Origin of the sequence: Flavobacterium sp. NPDC079362, from assembly GCF_050267765.1 — a bacterium.
GTDB classification, from domain to species: domain Bacteria; phylum Bacteroidota; class Bacteroidia; order Flavobacteriales; family Flavobacteriaceae; genus Flavobacterium; species Flavobacterium azizsancarii.
In genome coordinates this window covers 100896-117945 of the sequence record NZ_JBNNFM010000017.1, presented here as the reverse complement: position 1 = coordinate 117945, position 17050 = coordinate 100896, and the positions used below count along the sequence as shown (strand labels likewise).

The following is a 17050-nucleotide window of genomic DNA, read 5'->3' as shown; positions in this document are numbered from 1 at the left end:
AGCTTAAATATAAGAAAATTACTATAAACTAACAAATTAAAAACATCTTAATTTATTGAAATAAAGAATATTAACACCTTAACTTAATGACATTGCGCTCGCGCTAGCGGGAGATCCGGATTCCCTTTTTCATCAACTTGCTTCATAGGATCATAGCCCCAAGTGTAAATTTTAAAACCTACAAATTTATTATCTCCTACATCAATAAAATTTAATCCCCCTTCATAAACAACCCAGTGGGAGTCTGTTGTCAAATCCTTTAGATTATAATTGGGTCACTCTCAATGATAATGAATTATTTTTTTTTAATCGTACCATCATTAGCAGATATGACAATATTTACGTCATTATTTTGAATTGATTTATTCCCATTTACGGTCATAGAATAAATACTGTAATTTATATAATATTTACGCCCCACTGAAAAACTATAAAAACTCGTATCTAACTTACTCTTAATATCCTTAATTTCATACTCTATATCATCATCAATGATTAATTTTATGTCATAGTTAATCTTGTCGATATAAGGTTCATATGGACTAATAATTATTTGCTTATTTATAGAATCGCAAATAATATTAAAACTAGAATCTTTCTCAATTATATTTTTAAAATTTGAATTTTTTAAATATTTTTCAAAAATAATTTTTTTAGGACAATTAGAAAAATTCCATTGCTGAAGCAAAATTGTATTGAAAGAGTGGCGTTCGTCATTATATTCATTGCAACTTATAAATAACAAAATAAAAGATAAGTAACTAAAATACTTCAATGTACCCATAATAATTGGATTTAAAAGATTCAATCTTGATTCTCTGATGTGCATGAATTAAAATCTTACTAGACGGAGAAGGCTTTTTAAATTCATCAATTTGATTAACAGTATCATACCCCCAAGTATAAATTTTAAAACCAACAAACTTGCTTTCTCCTACATCAATAAAATTTAATCCCCCTTCATAAACAACCCAGTGGGAGTCTGTTGTCAAATCCTTTAGATTATAACCCGGTTCATCATCAATCATACTACTGTCGATCATCATCAAAATAGTATGTCCTTGTTTATACTTTCGAACAATATTTTTAAGATGCATAATATCAATATCACCAAGAGCATCATATAATTTTGCAGATATTCCTTTTTTTTCAGCAATTTCCAGCAAACCTAAATCAATTGCTTCAACAGAACTAAAACCGGCAACTTCCTTACACATTCTCGTTAGCATCTCAGGCCAGCTTATACCTTTCATCATGTCTATGTCACCATTTTCAAAGCCATTGTAAACAAATTGACTATTTAGACTTTCTTTGCTTCTTGTTGTGGCAAGAACAATCCAGTCTATGTCTGGCATTTTCATTGCTTTATAATTACGATCTGACGGATTTGTTTCGTACATGCTTAAAGCTTTATCGTGCGGTTTTAGCACATAACTCCCAATATGATATTCTCCTGTTCTAAAAAGCTCTTTTGCAAGTTTTTCGTAAGCACTTGCATCTTTCTTAGCCATTGCATAATATAAGGCCGCCATACCGCATAGAGAGCTATTTCCCTGATTAATTTTCCAAGGATCTTTAATACGATCCATTATTTGTTTGTGAACTTTTGTTCTGTCAAACCATAGAAAACGATTGTGTTTCCACTGTTTATATTCCCCTTCGCTCTCTGGATCTTGTATATAGGCACGAAGATAAATAAAACGTCCACACATATCTTTGTCATTCATTGTGATTATTACAGAATCTCCTTTTACAGAAAGAGGGATTTCCAACCATTTATTTTGAGATGGGCTATGGTATTTCAACATCCATTTAATGTCAGCAATATTTGCAGGAGGATTTTGAACATAACTTTTTACTTTAAAATGATACGCCTTCCCAAAAACCATTCCGTCTTGAAATGTAGTACTGTTAATGTTATTATCGTTTTTAGAACCTTTATCTAAAACAGTTAAAAGCTCAATTTCTTTAACTTTGTCTATTTTATTTGTGGTTGTTGCTACTTCTTCTCTTGCTACAAAATTTCCAAACTTTTTCCCTCCGTTTTTTCCATAAAAATTTATCCCTTTTGGAGAAATGAAGTTCAAGTCTCCTTCAGAGGCATGTATTATAATAGACTCTGCTTCTTTATAAGACCTTCCAAATACGTTACGAATGATATTTCCGCCTTCTTCCATATTTAATAAAATTTGAATACTCGCCTTAGTTGGCAATTATTTTTTCTGCTACTGTAAACTACTGTATTAGTTTGTTTTAAAGGACGCCTATTTTAATCATTACGGCTGTACACCAATATCATTTGTAACCTTTGGATCCTGCATCAGAGGTAATATCTTGTACAGTATCAAACTACATATTTTTTAAATACTTGATTTTTAATCCCTAATAAAGTCGATCTAGTAAATTAAAATCAAAAAAAAGCATTCAATGACTGCAATACGTTAAACAAATAACAGAATAGGACATTTATTAGTTTTTTCATTTTCAAGCACAAAAAAAACCTCCCATTATCTGAGAGGTTTTTCCATAAATCTAAAATTTCTACATATTCCTTCTATACTGCCCGCCTACTTCAAACAATGCCGAAGTAATTTGACCCAAAGAACAAACCTTTGTAGCTTCCATTAAATGGTCGAATAAGTTTTCGTTTTTAATGGCTGCTTCTTGTAATTTGTTAAGATGCTCGTTTACTTTTGCTTCGTGAAACTGGTGCAAGTTATCGAGCATCGTAATCTGATATTGTTTTTCTTCTTCGGTGGCGCGAATTACTTCTGCCGGAATTACCGTTGGAGAACCTTTTGAACTCAGGAACGTGTTGACACCCACAATTGGGAAATCTCCGTTGTGTTTCAGGGTTTCGTAATACAAACTTTCTTCCTGAATTTTAGAACGCTGGTACATCGTTTCCATTGCACCAAGAACACCTCCACGTTCTGTGATTCGGTCGAATTCTTGCAGAACTGCCGCTTCTACCAAATCCGTCAATTCTTCGATTATGAAAGATCCCTGAATTGGGTTTTCGTTTTTCGCCAGACCTAATTCTTTATTAATAATCAACTGAATTGCCATCGCACGACGCACAGATTCTTCGGTTGGTGTTGTAATTGCTTCATCATAAGCATTTGTGTGCAATGAATTACAGTTGTCGTAAATCGCATACAAAGCCTGCAAAGTGGTTCTGATATCATTAAAATCAATTTCCTGCGCGTGCAACGAACGTCCCGAAGTCTGAATATGATACTTTAGCATTTGTGCTCTTTCGTTGGCCCCGTATTTGTTTTTCATGGCTTTTGCCCAGATTTTACGTGCCACACGACCAATAACCGAATATTCAGGATCTACTCCGTTCGAGAAGAAGAACGATAAATTAGGTCCAAAATCGTTGATGCTCATGCCGCGGCTCAAATAATATTCTACGTAAGTGAAACCATTAGAAAGCGTGAATGCCAATTGTGTAATTGGGTTCGCTCCTGCCTCGGCAATATGATATCCTGAAATCGAAACCGAATAGAAATTACGAACGTTTTTGGTAATAAAATATTCCTGAACATCACCCATTAATCTCAATGCAAATTCGGTGGAGAAAATACAGGTGTTTTGCGCCTGATCTTCTTTTAGAATATCGGCCTGAACCGTACCACGAACTTGCGATAATGTTTTGGCTTTAATATCATTATACATTTCCTGAGGCAAAACCTGATCTCCGGTAACTCCCAAAAGCATTAATCCTAAACCATTGTTTCCTTCTGGTAAATCGCCTTGATATTTAGGGCGTTCTAATCCGCTTTCTTTGTATATTTTGTTGATTTTAGCTTCAACTTCTTTTTCAAGTTCGTTCGCTTTGATATAATATTCGCATTGCTGATCGATCGCCGCATTCATAAAGAATCCCAACAACATTGGCGCAGGCCCATTTATGGTCATACTTACCGATGTCAAAGCATGAACCAAATCGAAACCTGAGTATAGCTTTTTGGCATCATCAAGACAACAGATCGAAACTCCTGCATTTCCAATTTTTCCGTAAATATCAGGACGAATATCCGGATCATTTCCGTATAAAGTCACACTATCAAAAGCTGTCGAAAGTCGTTTTGCCGGCAATCCTGCGCTCACATAATGAAAACGTTTGTTGGTTCTTTCCGGTCCACCCTCGCCTGCAAACATTCTTGACGGATCTTCGCCTTCACGTTTAAAAGGATACAATCCTGAAGCAAAAGGAAATTCTCCCGGAACATTTTCCTGCAAATTCCAACGCAGGATATCACCCCACGCTTCGTATTTAGGCAAAGCTATTTTAGGAATCTGTAAATGTGATAAACTCTCTGTATGTGTCGCGATTTTAATTTCTTTATCACGAACTTTAAACGTGTAAACCGGATTTTTGTATTTGTTTACTTTCTCGTCCCAATTCAGGATAATTTCCCAATTGTAGGGATCTAAGTCCATTTTTACTTTATCAAATTGATTCAGTAAAAGGTTAAGAAAGATTCTATTTTCGTCAAGTCCTTGCGCTGCACTCAGGATGACACTATCGTCATCGATTCCTGCTTTATTGATTTGCGGAACTTTTCCTGAAACCGATTCTATGGTTTTAAAGATTCCGTATAGTTTCTGCGCTACTTTTTGTTGCGAAAGTGCACTTTCGTCATACGATCTGTTACTCTCTGCAATTTCAGATAAATAACGGGTTCTGTGTGGTGGAATCACGAAGATTTTCTCGCTCATTTCGCGTGTGATCTCAAAAGTCGATTTTAATTCAGAATCTGTTTTTTCGACAATCTTATCCATGATCGCTTTATAAAGCGTGTTCATTCCCGGATCGTTAAACTGTGAAGCAATGGTTCCAAATACCGGCATTTCGTCAGGATTTTTATCCCATAAATTATGGTTTCTTTGGTATTGTTTTTTAACGTCGCGAATTGCGTCAAGTGCGCCTCTTTTGTCAAACTTATTCAACGCTACTAAATCAGCAAAATCAAGCATGTCGATTTTCTCCAATTGTGTTGCTGCTCCAAATTCTGGCGTCATTACATATAAGGATACATCAGAATGATCCATAATCTCAGTATCTGATTGCCCAATTCCTGAAGTTTCCAAGATAATCAAATCATATTTTGCTGCTTTTAGAACCTGAATCGCTTCGGCTACATATTTTGACAAAGCCAGGTTTGATTGACGTGTTGCCAATGAACGCATATAAACGCGAGGATTATTTATGGCATTCATTCTAATTCTGTCTCCTAAAAGTGCTCCGCCCGTTTTACGTTTCGAAGGATCGACAGAAATCAATCCGATAGTTTTCTCCGGGAAATCAATCAAAAATCGACGAACCAATTCATCTACCAAAGATGATTTTCCTGCTCCACCAGTTCCGGTAATTCCAAGAACCGGAATTTTAGAGTTGGTATTGCTGGTATGTATTTTATCAAAAACAGGTTTTGCAATCTCAGGGAAATTCTCCGCTGCCGAAATTAATCGTGCAATGGCGGTTGGAATTTTGTTTTCGATGTGATCGATTTCTCCGTTTAGTTTATCCCCAATAGGATAATCTGAACGTTCTACCAAATCGTTGATCATTCCTTGTAAACCTAAAGAACGACCATCATCAGGAGAATAAATTCTGGTAATACCATAATCCTGTAATTCAGCAATTTCGCTTGGCAGGATTACACCGCCTCCACCGCCAAAAATCTTAATATGTCCCGCTCCTTTTTCCTGAAGCAAGTCATACATATATTTAAAGTATTCATTGTGACCTCCTTGGTATGAAGTCATTGCAATGGCATTTGCATCTTCCTGAATAGCGGTATTTACCACTTCTTCGACACTTCGATCGTGACCCAGATGTATCACTTCGACTCCGGTTGACTGAATAATACGACGCATGATATTGATCGCTGCGTCATGGCCGTCAAAAAGAGATGCTGCTGTAACAATTCTTACTTTATTTTTAGGAATATATGGTATTTGTTGCTCCATTTTATGAATATGATAATTTTAAGGGAGCAATTTACAAAATATTTTAATATTTGGTTATTGTTATAGCTTTATGTTAACAAAAAAATAAATGTTTTTTTAATCTATACGTGTAACTATTTCAATCGTTATCGTATATATCCTATACAAGTATTATAGATTTTTTGATAACATGGTAATCTTGAAAAATTTAAACAGAATACAACAACTTGTTTTCCAGCATCATAAAGTAATTTAGCAGGGTAGAAAAGCCCCAAATTTTTACCTAAAACTTTTACATTAAATAGTAAACGTAAAAATTTAAAAAAATGAAAACATTATATCCAATCGCCCTAATTTTAAGCTTGAGTTTTTTTGTATCTTCTTTTAAGACATCTGAAAACGAAATCCTTTTACACAAAAAAACTTCAACTATTGCAACCATTTACAACTCAGATTCTGATGTAGACGCACTTTCGAATGATTTCTTTAAAAGATATTCGGATTTAAAAAAATATAAATCTGATGTAATGTCATTATACAAAAACAGAACTTTGGGAACTATATGGTTCGATGAAGATGACATTAACGAATTTGGATCTGTATTATATGAGAAAGCAAAAAAAACGAATGATTTAGCTATTCCTTATCAAAATGAAATTGACGCGCTTTTTTCTTCATCAGAATCAAAACTATCAAAAACGGATGCAGATATGCTTTTGAGTTCTTTATATGTTGCTTATGCAAAAAAAACAAATTCAGACTCTAAGAAAAAAGTGTCCTATGATGCTATGTTGAAAGATTTTTTAAATTACAGCACGATCGAAGAAGCAACTGCTTCAACAACAACTGTAGATGCTAAAGTAGAATATGATCAGTATTATAAATTGCAGGACGTTCTAAAAAAATATAAAAAAATGGAACGTTCTAATAAATGGAAACCTATTGTTCCGGAAGAAACACATTATAAAGATTTACGTCCGGATGCCGTTTCGAAAACAATTGCACAGGTTAGAACCCGTTTGTACTTATTAGGAGATTTAAAAACTAACTCTAAAAGCGATGTTTATGATCGTGAATTGATGGATGCCGTAATGAAATATAAAGTTCGTAATGGTTTTAAACCTAACTATATTTTAGCAGAGGAACATATCAAGGAAATGAACGTACCGCTTTCTGATAAAATGGAGACGCTAAAACTTAATATGGAAAGATGTCGCGCTATTTCGGCTCAGATTGCTGCCAGCGATGAGTATGTTTTGGTAAATGTTCCGTCGTATGAATTAATTTATGTTAAAAACGGAAAGGTACAATTGACCTCAAGTGTATTTGTTGGCGCGCCATTGACTAAAACAACCATTTTTAACGGTGAAATTGACAGAATCGTTTTTAGTCCTTACTGGACTGTTCCGCAAAGTATTGTAAACAATGAATTGAAAGGTAAAATTGCTGCAGATAAAAATTATCTTGCAGATAAAAATATGGAAATAGTAAATGGTCAGGTAAGACAAAAACCGGGACCTGATAATTCTCTGGGATTGGTAAAATTTATGTTTCCAAATCCAGATGATATTTATATGCATGATACACCGTCTAAAACATTGTTCGATTTCGAGAAAAGAACTTTCAGCCATGGTTGTATCAATGTAAAAATGGCAAAAGAACTAGCGATTGCAATGCTTAAAGATTATCCGGAATGGACTCCCGACAAAATTGATAAAGCTATGGAAGGTAAAACAGAAAACAGTTTTAAATTATCTAAAAAAGTGCCTATTTACATCACTTACTTTACTTCATTGGTAAATGAAAATGGAGAAATTGGTTTCTATCAGGATGTTTATGAAAGAGATAGTGATTTAAGTAAAACTCTTTTACCTCAGTCAGAAGTGGTGGCTAACTAACAACATAATTTAAAATATTAAGTGGCTTGTTTCTTTTTTGAAGCAAGTCACTTTTTTTATGTCATTTATATTTCAGCTTTATATTTTCTAAGATAAAATCAGAATCGAATTTAGTCTTAAAATTATATCTATCAAAAAAACTTACTTCCCTGAGCGTCATCTGTAAAAATAAAAAAATACCCTAAATTATTATTTTAAAAACTTTTATTGATAATAATACTTAGTAATTAAAAAGACTTTTGCACTATAAATTGATAATGAAACTAAGATTGCTTTTTCAAGACAAAAATATCTTACGATTACCAGTCAATTTTAATTAAATGGATTTTTAATGAAGACATCAAAGATTATAAAAGTTATAATTTCTTTACTGCTTATTATCCTCTTGGTATGGATCATATCTTCGATGGTAGTTCCTTCCAGCGCTCAGGGCTTAAATATAATGAGCATACTTCTTATCTCTCCTTATATTTTTTTAGCAATATTACTTTTTTCGATTATAGCGATATACCGCAATAAAAAACAAAAAACCTGGTGGGTTATTTTAGTAATAACGATTGTACTGCTTGCGATATCGATTATTTCTTTATCGGTCTTTTTAGGATTACCATTTGGAGCCGGAACAAACTAATTTTTGAAGATGAAAAATAACAAAAAAATTGCCCTAATCTTAAGTCTGATCTCTCTGGTATTATTAATTAGCACGATGATATTTAGCTATATAGTAATAGAATCTGACAATGTAGATATAAATCCTATTAGTGCAGCTTGTATATATCCTCTTCTTCTTTTATCAGCATTGCTATTATCCATAATAGCGGTTAGCCTAAACAAAAAACAAATTCTGGGATGGATAATATTAATATTAGTTCTAATACCATTTATAATGTCAATTTATTTATTTGCGGGCTTAGGAGATCTTCCGCTGGGAGCTGGAACTCGCTAAACTTTATACAATAAAACAATAATTAAAATGCAAGACAAACATAAAAAAGCAAAAATTCTAAGTACAATTTCAATAAGTATAATTGCTGTTTTGGTATTGTTGGTATTGATCGCACCAACCGGATTTGAATATTTTAGCAAAATAGCAATATTGACCAATTCTATCGTTCCGCTTACCGTTTCATCTTTATTAACCATAATAGCACTATTTCTAAATAAAAAACAAGTATTAGGTTGGCTCTCATTAGTATTTAATATCGCTTTCTTTTTAGTAGCGATTTATTACATAGTTCTGATGAGCCGACTATTTTGCTAAATAGACTTTTATTTTTTTTCGAATAAAGAACAAGTCATGCACCCGGAATATTATTTAAAAAAGGAAAAATTGCAATTGTTAAAAAAACACCCAAAATGAGAAAATTCGATTTAGAAGCATTTGAAAAACATAAAAAAGATAACAATACCTACTGCCGATATATTACTAAAAATACTAATGGCGATACTATTGAAATTTTCCTTACAGAACATAAAGACTCTTATCAACAAACGATTATTTACTTAAATACACCTATAAAACAGAGATTTATGTATCATAAAAAAACGTTGACTCTAATAAAAGAAATAGAAAGTTTTTATGATTGTATTATTGGTTTTCAAAGAGAATACGATGATGAACAGGAACTTATAAAAGAAATCAATAATGATGAGCCTTATAAATTTAGCTGGCAGGACTTGGTAAACAAAATGAAAAACGAATACCAAATAGACTTGATGGATGAAAAAGAACAAATTAAAAACAATACTCAGGTGACATTTTTATCCAGAAACTCTCAAACAATGAAGTATTCTATTAGTATGCCATGCGAATTTACTCCACATGGAGTAATTGAAGAAAAATTCGAGATTGACGCCATTACAGGAAATACCATTTATCATATTGGGAACAAAAGAAACAAACATTCCGATTTATTATAAATATTATCATAATAAAAGAAACAGCATATAAATTGCGATTCCTTTTCAAAATAATCAGTTTAACATCGAGTTCTTTCTCAAAAATATTAATAACAAAACCTTTTAAACCATGAAAATCACAACCATTAAATCATTTTTATTCTTTATTGTTTTAGGCTTAACAGCTTGTTCTTCTAATGATTCTGACAATGACGAAACTACTATTCCTAAACAAAATTCGTACGATTATTATGTTGATGCAGCAATGCAAAAATCAATCAACCAACTTGGTATAACCATTCACAAAGGTTCGACTCCTCCTAACGTAGAAGGCATTTATAAAATTGATCCCTTTCGCTGTACTATGTCTAATTTTACTGATGCATTGTTAGGTGTCACTCTTGGTACATCAACACTTACATTATCCAACCAAAATACAGCCAAATTAAGTGTTGATTTCAAAAATCTTACTATTTACACTAATGACTCTACAAATGAAATATGGGAAGGAAAAGGTTCTTTTATATCTGGTGAAGGCAATAAATTCTCAATCCTGCTGCATAGCAATGGCGAACTAGACAGAGGCTCTTATATCGCAAAATACCAAAATCTGATTATTTTATCCGGAGAACTTGACATACAAAACAATCAGATTAAAGGAATCAAAGATGTACAAATGGCATCGATTATGTCTGATGATTATGGCGATCCACATACCACTTTGATAGAAATTGGACAAGGCCGTTTGTTTACTAATAGTTATGCCGCCGTGAAGTAATTAAAATTCGTTTAAATAGAATTATCTTGATTTTCAATCTAAAAATCATTTGTATTTAAATCTTAATTAACAGTATCTTTCTATCTTTAAACCTGAATCTAAAATAAAATTTATTTATGGAAGACGATTATGTTGAAGTAAGAAAAAGTTGGTGGGAGAGAAACTGGAAATGGTTTGTACCAACAGGATGCGTAAGCCTATTGTTGATTTTTGTACTGTTTATAGTCAGTATTTTCTTTGGAGTTACCTCAATGATGACAAATTCTGATGCTTATAAAGAAGCAATGACCAAAGCACAAAAGAACAAAGTGGTAATTGAAAAACTGGGAAGTCCCATTGAAGATGACGGAATGACTTCGGGCAGTATTAATACAGCAAACGGCGACAGCGGAAATTGTGATTTACAAATTCCGATCAAAGGACCTAAAGGAAAAGCGACTTTATTTGTTGTTGCTGAAAAAAAAGGTACCTGGAAGTATAGCGAAATGACGGTTGTTATTCAAAATACAAAAGAGGAAATTGATTTACTCAAAAAATAATTACATAAAAATTCAGGCAGATTTCTTTAATTAGGTATCTGCCTTTTTTATTGATAAAATAAAACCAGATATAGTATCTTTATAGGCAACAAATTTCCAATCATGAATATCCGCCTAATAGCTTTATTATTTTTTTTAAATTTTTATCCCTCAGTATTTTCTCAAACAAATACCATAATTCATAAAACAGTAAACCAATCCTCTGCAGAGAATGACAATCAGGATATTTATATAAAAATATTGTGGTTAGACCAAAACGGTAGTCTCCAGCTTAATACGAATTATATTAAAACATTAACAGAGCCGCAACGCGCAGCCTTAGGATACATTGCAACTGATGTTAGTAATGAATGTTATTGGGATGGAGAAAAAAAAGCAGATGAAAGTAATTTAAAATGTAAATTTCTCTCGGCGCTAAATTTAGGTTATCAATGCTCTGAAAAACATGTATCATTTTTGAAAAAATGGTTTAGCGAAGATCAAAAAGTTTTGGCAAGACTGCAATATTGTCAAAAAACAGAATCCTCATCAAAAATTCAGGATCGTTTTTCCGAAATTAAAATGATTACTACTAAGGATACCATCAAAATTCTTTACAGTGCAATTGGTGAAGATTCTGAAAAACAAAAAATATGGAGATGGCAAGAAGAATCAACTTATTCTTTTACAAAAACCGGAATTAAACAAATAAACCGTAAAAACATTAATGGCGAGTATAACTAAAACTGTATTTACTGACCAAAAACAAATGAAATTATTTTTGTTATATCTTAGTTTTCTGCAATGTATTTGCGCAACTGCACAATCTGACGCTCAGTATCATGCCTACACAAACAGTATAAAACAATTCTCAAAACCTGTCCGGATTTTATCTAATTATATTAATAAAGAAGGTAATGGCCCGATTGAATTTACAAATGCTAAAAAACAAATACTACGTTTTAGGGTAATGAATCAAAAATTACAAATACAACATGGCGGCGTTGTTTATCAGCTTTTTTATTATAAAAATGATTATTTACAGCGAATTGAAACATTTGATATTAATGGCAATTTAGCAGGAGAAAGAGAATCAAAAAATGAAGCCGGAATAACGTTTATTATTGAAAAGCCAGCTTTATACTTAAAGAAAAAGAAACTCATTGATGCTGAAGAAGGAAACATTGATTTAAAGGATGATACCAGCGAAAAAATTATAAGGGTAGAATTATTCGATCATAATAATCTGCCCATAAGAGAGTTTCAACCTACTTATATCTCAAGCAAAATGTATTGGAATTATAATGTCAGGATGTATTGGCCGTAATTTTAAGGTTCTGAGTGGCTAAGATTCTAAGTTATTTCAAACGTAATTTATCTCATTCCGGAGATAAAAGATCACAAAACCTTGCAAAATTAATTAGATCAAAATTATGGCAAAAGAGCTAATCGCTGCCCAACTAACTTCTCTTTGGATTGGTGGTTTTTTCTTTTGGATCATAAAAGGTTTCAAAGGAAAATTAAAGGACCAATTTATATTACAATTCGAAAAAAGAAACATTTGGTCGGGTTATGTTATCCAACTCCTACTTGTAGTGATATTTGCTTTTTTAATGATTCGACAAGAACTTTAAAAATACAAAAACCGTAATATAATGAGAAACATAAATCTTCTAATCCAGCCCAATAGAACTGAAAATCCTTTTGCTTTTTCCTTTAAAAAGTATAAGAGCACTTCACTTAATATTTATTTTATTTGGTGTTCAGTGAACCTCGTTTAAAACGGACGCCAGCACTAATGTTAATTTTAAAACAAATTGTTTGTTCTGCCTAAAGAAAATTGTGGCTTTGTTTTTGAATAAGTAGTATTTTTGAAACTTAATAAAAACTACTAATGAAAAAGATTTTAATATTATCTCTTCTATTTTCTCTAATTTCCCATGCTCAGGTAAAGGAAACTTTAGCACAAAAACTATCAAAATTATCTACTCAACTTTCAGGAGTTGGCGGAGTTGATATTGCTTCTGGATTAAAAGAGGCTTTAAATAAAGGAATTACACAACAAGTGAGTAAATTGACTGCCGAGGATGGTTTTTATAAAAATGAAGCTGTAAAAATATTAATGCCGGAAGAATTGCAAAAAGTCGATGCTACATTGCGCAGAATCGGATTATCATCTCTTGCTGATGAAGGGATTAAAGTATTAAATCGTGCTGCTGAAGATGCTGTAAAAGAAGCTACTCCAATTTTTGTTTCGGCTGTAAAAAACATGTCGTTTACAGATGCTAAAAACATCTTATTAGGAAATGAAAGTGCTGCAACCAGTTATCTGCAAAAAGGTACTACAACTGCTTTGTACGGAAAATTTAATCCGGTAATTAAAAGCTCTTTCGCAAAAGTGGGCGCTGATGTAGTCTGGAAAAATATCATCAATAAATACAATACTATTCCTCTGGTAAAAAAAGTAAATCCTGATTTGACTGATTATACAACGAATCAAGCATTGGCGGGTGTTTTTAAAATGATTGCTGTCGAAGAAAAAGATATTCGTACCAATATTAATGCAAGAACAACGCCTTTACTACAAAAAGTATTTGCAATGCAGGACAAAAAATAATTTTTTTGTCGTTTAAACCGTTTTATCCGTAATTACCGGTCGTGCATTTAAGCGATTAAACAAATTAACAATTAACCGATTAACTATTAACTTGAAATGCAAAAAATAACCATTCTGATTCACTGCAAAGACCAAAAAGGAATTATCGCCGCAGTGACGACTTTTATCGCTAAAGTAGAAGGAAACATAATCTATATCGACCAACATGTTGATGTAGAACAAAATGTATTTTTTATGCGATTAGAATGTGAACTGACCAATCATAATATAACAATTGAAGGTCTGAAAGCTGATTTTGATAAAACTATTGCGTCTGATTTTAATATGTCTTGGGATTTGTACAATCAGGAACAAAAACCAAAAATGGCATTGTTTGTATCTAAATACGACCACTGTTTATTCGATATTTTAGGACGTTACAGTGCCGGGGAACTAAATGTTGAAATTCCGGTAATTATAAGCAATCATAATGATTTAAGATCGATTGCAGAACGTTTTGACATTCCGTTTCACTGTGTACCTTTTACAAAAGAAACTAAGGAAGAAGGCGAAGCCAAACAAATTGAATTATTACAGCGATATCAAATTAACTTTATCGTTTTGGCCCGCTATATGCAGATTATTACACCTAAACTGATTGCACTTTACGAAAATAAAATCATCAATATTCATCATTCGTTTTTACCTGCTTTTCCAGGTGCAAAACCGTATCACTCCGCTTTTAAACGTGGTGTGAAAATTATTGGGGCAACCAGTCATTATGTTACGGCAGAATTAGATGAAGGTCCGATTATCGAACAGGATATTGCGAGAGTTTCACACATACATTCCGTTGATGATTTTATCATGAAAGGTCGTGATTTGGAACGTATTGTTCTGGCTCGCGCTATAAAGCTGCATGCAGAACGTAAGACAATGGTTTATAGTAACAAGACAGTTGTTTTTTCTTAGTAACAACTAAGTTTCTAAGTTTTTTTTAACCGTAAAATACGCGAAAAGTTACGCAAAGGCCGCTAAGTTTTTTATGTTTAATGTTGATGATTTTACGAAGATCGCAAAGCTTTGTCTATAATTATTGGCCACGGATTAGGCAGATTTAGACTGGTTTTCACTGGTTTTCACTGGTTTATTTTCTGTAAATCTAACTATTAAACCAAACTGAATCCGCCCCCTACACTATAGATAAAGTCAAAGGCTTTTATAGTTCCGAAGGAACAAATTATATTGTAGGGCTGGACTTTAGTCCAGTTTACATAAAAATATTTATTTATATCAAATAGCAAACCCGATAAATTTTAAAGATCTATCGGGTTATTTTTTTGAAATATGTTGAGGATTTAGAAAACCGAATCTTTGTCAAAATTTAAAACTTTGATAAAGATTGTTGTCTCTATAAAAACCTATCTCACTTCGATTAGTAATCTTGGATCAGAAAAATTATTTACTTCCTCCATGGTCATTCCCAGCGCATTTGCAACTCCTGTTCCGTATGCCGGATCAGCTTTATAGCAATTTCTGATGTGACGTACCTGAATGAATTTCTGCGCCCCTCCTACTTGTCCGGCGGTATTTTTGAACAACAATTGTTTTTTCTCATCGGTTAGTAAACGGAATAATAAACCTGGCTGAGTAAAATAATCGTTATCATCATCCCTGAAATTATGCGCATATGCATCGCCATGAAGTGCCAATGGTGGTTCTTTGAATTCAGGTTGTTCCTGCCATTCTCCAAAACTATTTGGTTCGTAATGTTTACGTCCTCCATTATTTCCGTCTACACGCATTGCACCATCTCTGTGAAATGTATTATACGGACATCTGGATGAGTTTACGGGAATTTGATAATTGTTTACTCCTAAACGGTAACGATGCGCATCTCCATAAGAAAACAAACGCGCCTGCAGCATTTTATCCGGCGAAAAACTAATTCCGGGAGGTACGTGCGCCGGATTAAAAGCAGCTTGTTCTACCTCAGCAAAATAGTTTTCAGGATTTTTATTTAATTCGAACTCTCCAACAGGAATTAAAGGAAAATCTCCTTTTAACCAAACTTTAGTCAAATCAAAAGGATGGAAACGATATGTAGATGCTTGTTCTTCGCTCATGATTTGAACGAACATTTTCCATTTTGGAAAATTACCTTCTTCTATCGCATCAAACAAATCTCTTTGATGACTTTCTCTGTCGCCACCTACTAACACAGCAGCTTCTTCATCAGATAAATTATCAATTCCTTGTTGCGATACAAAGTGAAATTTTACATAATTTCTTTCGTTTTGAGCATTCAGGAAACTAAAAGTATGACTCCCAAATCCGTGCATTTGTCTGTACGATCTCGGAATTCCCCTATCACTCATTACAATTGTAACCTGATGTAAAGATTCAGGTAATAAAGTCCAAAAATCCCAATTGTTATCAGCACTTCTTAAATTAGTTCTTGGATCACGTTTTACAGCGTGATTTAAATCTGGAAACTTCATTGGATCACGAAAAAAGAAAACGGGTGTATTATTACCTACCAAATCCCAATTTCCTTCGTTTGTATAAAATTTCAAAGCAAAACCACGAATGTCTCTTTCGGCGTCAGCGGCACCTCTTTCACCTGCAACTGTTGAAAAACGGGCAAACATCTCTGTTTTCTTTCCAATTTCCGAAAATATATCAGCTCTTGTGTATTTTGAGATATCATGAGTTACAGTAAAAGTCCCATAAGCCCCGGACCCTTTCGCATGCATTCTTCGTTCCGGAATTACTTCGCGGTCAAAATGCGCCATTTTTTCTAAAAACCAAAAATCTTGCAATAAAACAGGTCCACGAGGTCCTGCTGTTTGAATATTTTGATTGTCCGGAACGGGAGTTCCTGTTGCAGTTGTTAATTTTTTGTTTAAATCCATATTGCTGATATTTAATGTTTTATCAAATATACAAACTTATATATACGATATTCATAACCAAAATTGATTGTTATTATATTTTAATAATTAAAAACTATTTAATATTACAGAAAGCTCAGAAACAAGTATTCTAAAATCTTAACTTATGTTCAACAAAGTAATAACAAAACCTTAACAGCTAAACGTTCATATATATCTGATCTTTGTAGTGTAATAAACTGGTTATTTATTATTTTGGTTTTGGTTAGTTAAATGATGCCGGCGTCTTCGAGATGCCGGCATTCTTTTTTTATAGCAAGTTTTGTTTTTTGCTCCAAGTTTTCTTTGTTTCAGGTTTTCTTTGTTTGCTTCGCCTGTTCGGCTTTCAGCCTCGGGTCAGGTTGCTTGACTTTGAACTTAGTTTTACCACAGAGTTTCACAAAGTATTTTCTATTATACAATATAGTATACATAAAGCTTTGTGAAACTCTGTGAAATCTTCGTGT

16 protein-coding genes are annotated in these 17050 nt (G+C 33.0%); 11 read left to right on the top strand and 5 right to left on the bottom strand.

Annotated elements, in window-relative coordinates; translation table 11 throughout:
- Positions 1 to 295: 295 nt before the first annotated feature.
- From ACQKCJ_RS15350 to ACQKCJ_RS15340, 3 genes are all read right to left on the bottom strand, one after another.
- Positions 296 to 784 (bottom strand): hypothetical protein, encoded by a 489-nt coding sequence (locus ACQKCJ_RS15350; protein WP_271335873.1) that lies wholly within the window; start codon positions 782 to 784, stop codon positions 296 to 298.
- Complete coding sequence (locus ACQKCJ_RS15345; RefSeq protein ID WP_271335872.1) at positions 762 to 2213, bottom strand: hypothetical protein; 1452 nt, start codon at positions 2211 to 2213, stop codon at positions 762 to 764. Before ACQKCJ_RS15345 ends, ACQKCJ_RS15350 begins: the two co-directional genes overlap by 23 nt.
- A gap of 328 nt (positions 2214 to 2541) precedes the next feature.
- A complete protein-coding gene (locus tag ACQKCJ_RS15340; RefSeq protein ID WP_271335871.1) occupies positions 2542 to 5982 on the bottom strand; it encodes a methylmalonyl-CoA mutase family protein in 3441 nt (1146 codons plus the stop codon).
- A 305-nt stretch (positions 5983 to 6287) separates the two neighbouring features.
- Here ACQKCJ_RS15340 and ACQKCJ_RS15335 point away from each other — a divergent pair, with 305 nt between their 5' ends.
- The 3 genes from ACQKCJ_RS15335 to ACQKCJ_RS15325 all read left to right on the top strand — a co-directional run bounded on the left by ACQKCJ_RS15335 (position 6288) and on the right by ACQKCJ_RS15325 (position 8805).
- On the top strand, positions 6288 to 7859 hold the full coding sequence (locus tag ACQKCJ_RS15335; RefSeq protein ID WP_427402336.1) for a L,D-transpeptidase family protein: 1572 nt from the start codon (positions 6288 to 6290) through the stop codon (positions 7857 to 7859).
- Positions 7860 to 8190: 331 nt separating this feature from the next.
- Positions 8191 to 8490, top strand: a complete 300-nt coding sequence (locus ACQKCJ_RS15330) for a hypothetical protein (protein WP_271335869.1) — start codon at positions 8191 to 8193, stop codon at positions 8488 to 8490.
- 9 nt (positions 8491 to 8499) lie between these two features.
- On the top strand, positions 8500 to 8805 hold the full coding sequence (locus tag ACQKCJ_RS15325) for a hypothetical protein (protein WP_271335868.1): 306 nt from the start codon (positions 8500 to 8502) through the stop codon (positions 8803 to 8805).
- On the opposite strand, the gene ACQKCJ_RS15320 is transcribed toward ACQKCJ_RS15325, so the two are convergent.
- A complete protein-coding gene (locus ACQKCJ_RS15320; RefSeq protein WP_271335867.1) occupies positions 8802 to 9002 on the bottom strand; it encodes a hypothetical protein in 201 nt (66 codons plus the stop codon). The two genes, ACQKCJ_RS15325 and ACQKCJ_RS15320, sit on opposite strands and share 4 nt — an antisense overlap.
- A 213-nt stretch (positions 9003 to 9215) precedes the next feature.
- On the opposite strand from ACQKCJ_RS15320, the gene ACQKCJ_RS15315 reads away from it, so the two are divergent.
- The 8 genes from ACQKCJ_RS15315 (at position 9216) to purU (ending at position 14622) form a co-directional block, all read left to right on the top strand.
- A complete protein-coding gene (locus ACQKCJ_RS15315) occupies positions 9216 to 9779 on the top strand; it encodes a hypothetical protein (protein WP_271335866.1) in 564 nt (187 codons plus the stop codon).
- A 109-nt stretch (positions 9780 to 9888) separates the two neighbouring features.
- Positions 9889 to 10536 (top strand): hypothetical protein, encoded by a 648-nt coding sequence (locus tag ACQKCJ_RS15310; protein ID WP_271335865.1) that lies wholly within the window; start codon positions 9889 to 9891, stop codon positions 10534 to 10536.
- 116 nt (positions 10537 to 10652) lie between these two features.
- Positions 10653 to 11075 carry a cytochrome c oxidase assembly factor Coa1 family protein gene (locus ACQKCJ_RS15305; RefSeq protein WP_271335864.1) on the top strand — a complete coding sequence of 141 codons (423 nt, stop codon included), beginning with the start codon at positions 10653 to 10655 and terminating at the stop codon, positions 11073 to 11075.
- 102 nt (positions 11076 to 11177) lie between these two features.
- The gene (locus ACQKCJ_RS15300; protein WP_271335863.1) at positions 11178 to 11798 is read left to right on the top strand and encodes a hypothetical protein; all 621 of its coding nucleotides are present in this window, start codon (positions 11178 to 11180) and stop codon (positions 11796 to 11798) included.
- A 25-nt stretch (positions 11799 to 11823) separates the two neighbouring features.
- A complete protein-coding gene (locus ACQKCJ_RS15295; protein ID WP_271335862.1) occupies positions 11824 to 12381 on the top strand; it encodes a hypothetical protein in 558 nt (185 codons plus the stop codon).
- Between the two features lie 106 nt (positions 12382 to 12487).
- On the top strand, positions 12488 to 12688 hold the full coding sequence (locus tag ACQKCJ_RS15290) for a hypothetical protein (protein WP_271335861.1): 201 nt from the start codon (positions 12488 to 12490) through the stop codon (positions 12686 to 12688).
- Positions 12689 to 12948: 260 nt separating this feature from the next.
- Positions 12949 to 13671 carry a DUF4197 domain-containing protein gene (locus ACQKCJ_RS15285; protein WP_271335860.1) on the top strand — a complete coding sequence of 241 codons (723 nt, stop codon included), beginning with the start codon at positions 12949 to 12951 and terminating at the stop codon, positions 13669 to 13671.
- 96 nt (positions 13672 to 13767) lie between these two features.
- Positions 13768 to 14622, top strand: a complete 855-nt coding sequence (gene purU, locus ACQKCJ_RS15280; RefSeq protein WP_271335859.1) for a formyltetrahydrofolate deformylase — start codon at positions 13768 to 13770, stop codon at positions 14620 to 14622.
- Between the two features lie 449 nt (positions 14623 to 15071).
- Here purU and ACQKCJ_RS15275 read toward each other — a convergent pair whose 3' ends face one another.
- Positions 15072 to 16565, bottom strand: coding sequence for a catalase (locus tag ACQKCJ_RS15275; RefSeq protein ID WP_271335858.1), 1494 nt, complete (start codon positions 16563 to 16565; stop codon positions 15072 to 15074).
- Positions 16566 to 17050 lie beyond the last annotated feature (485 nt).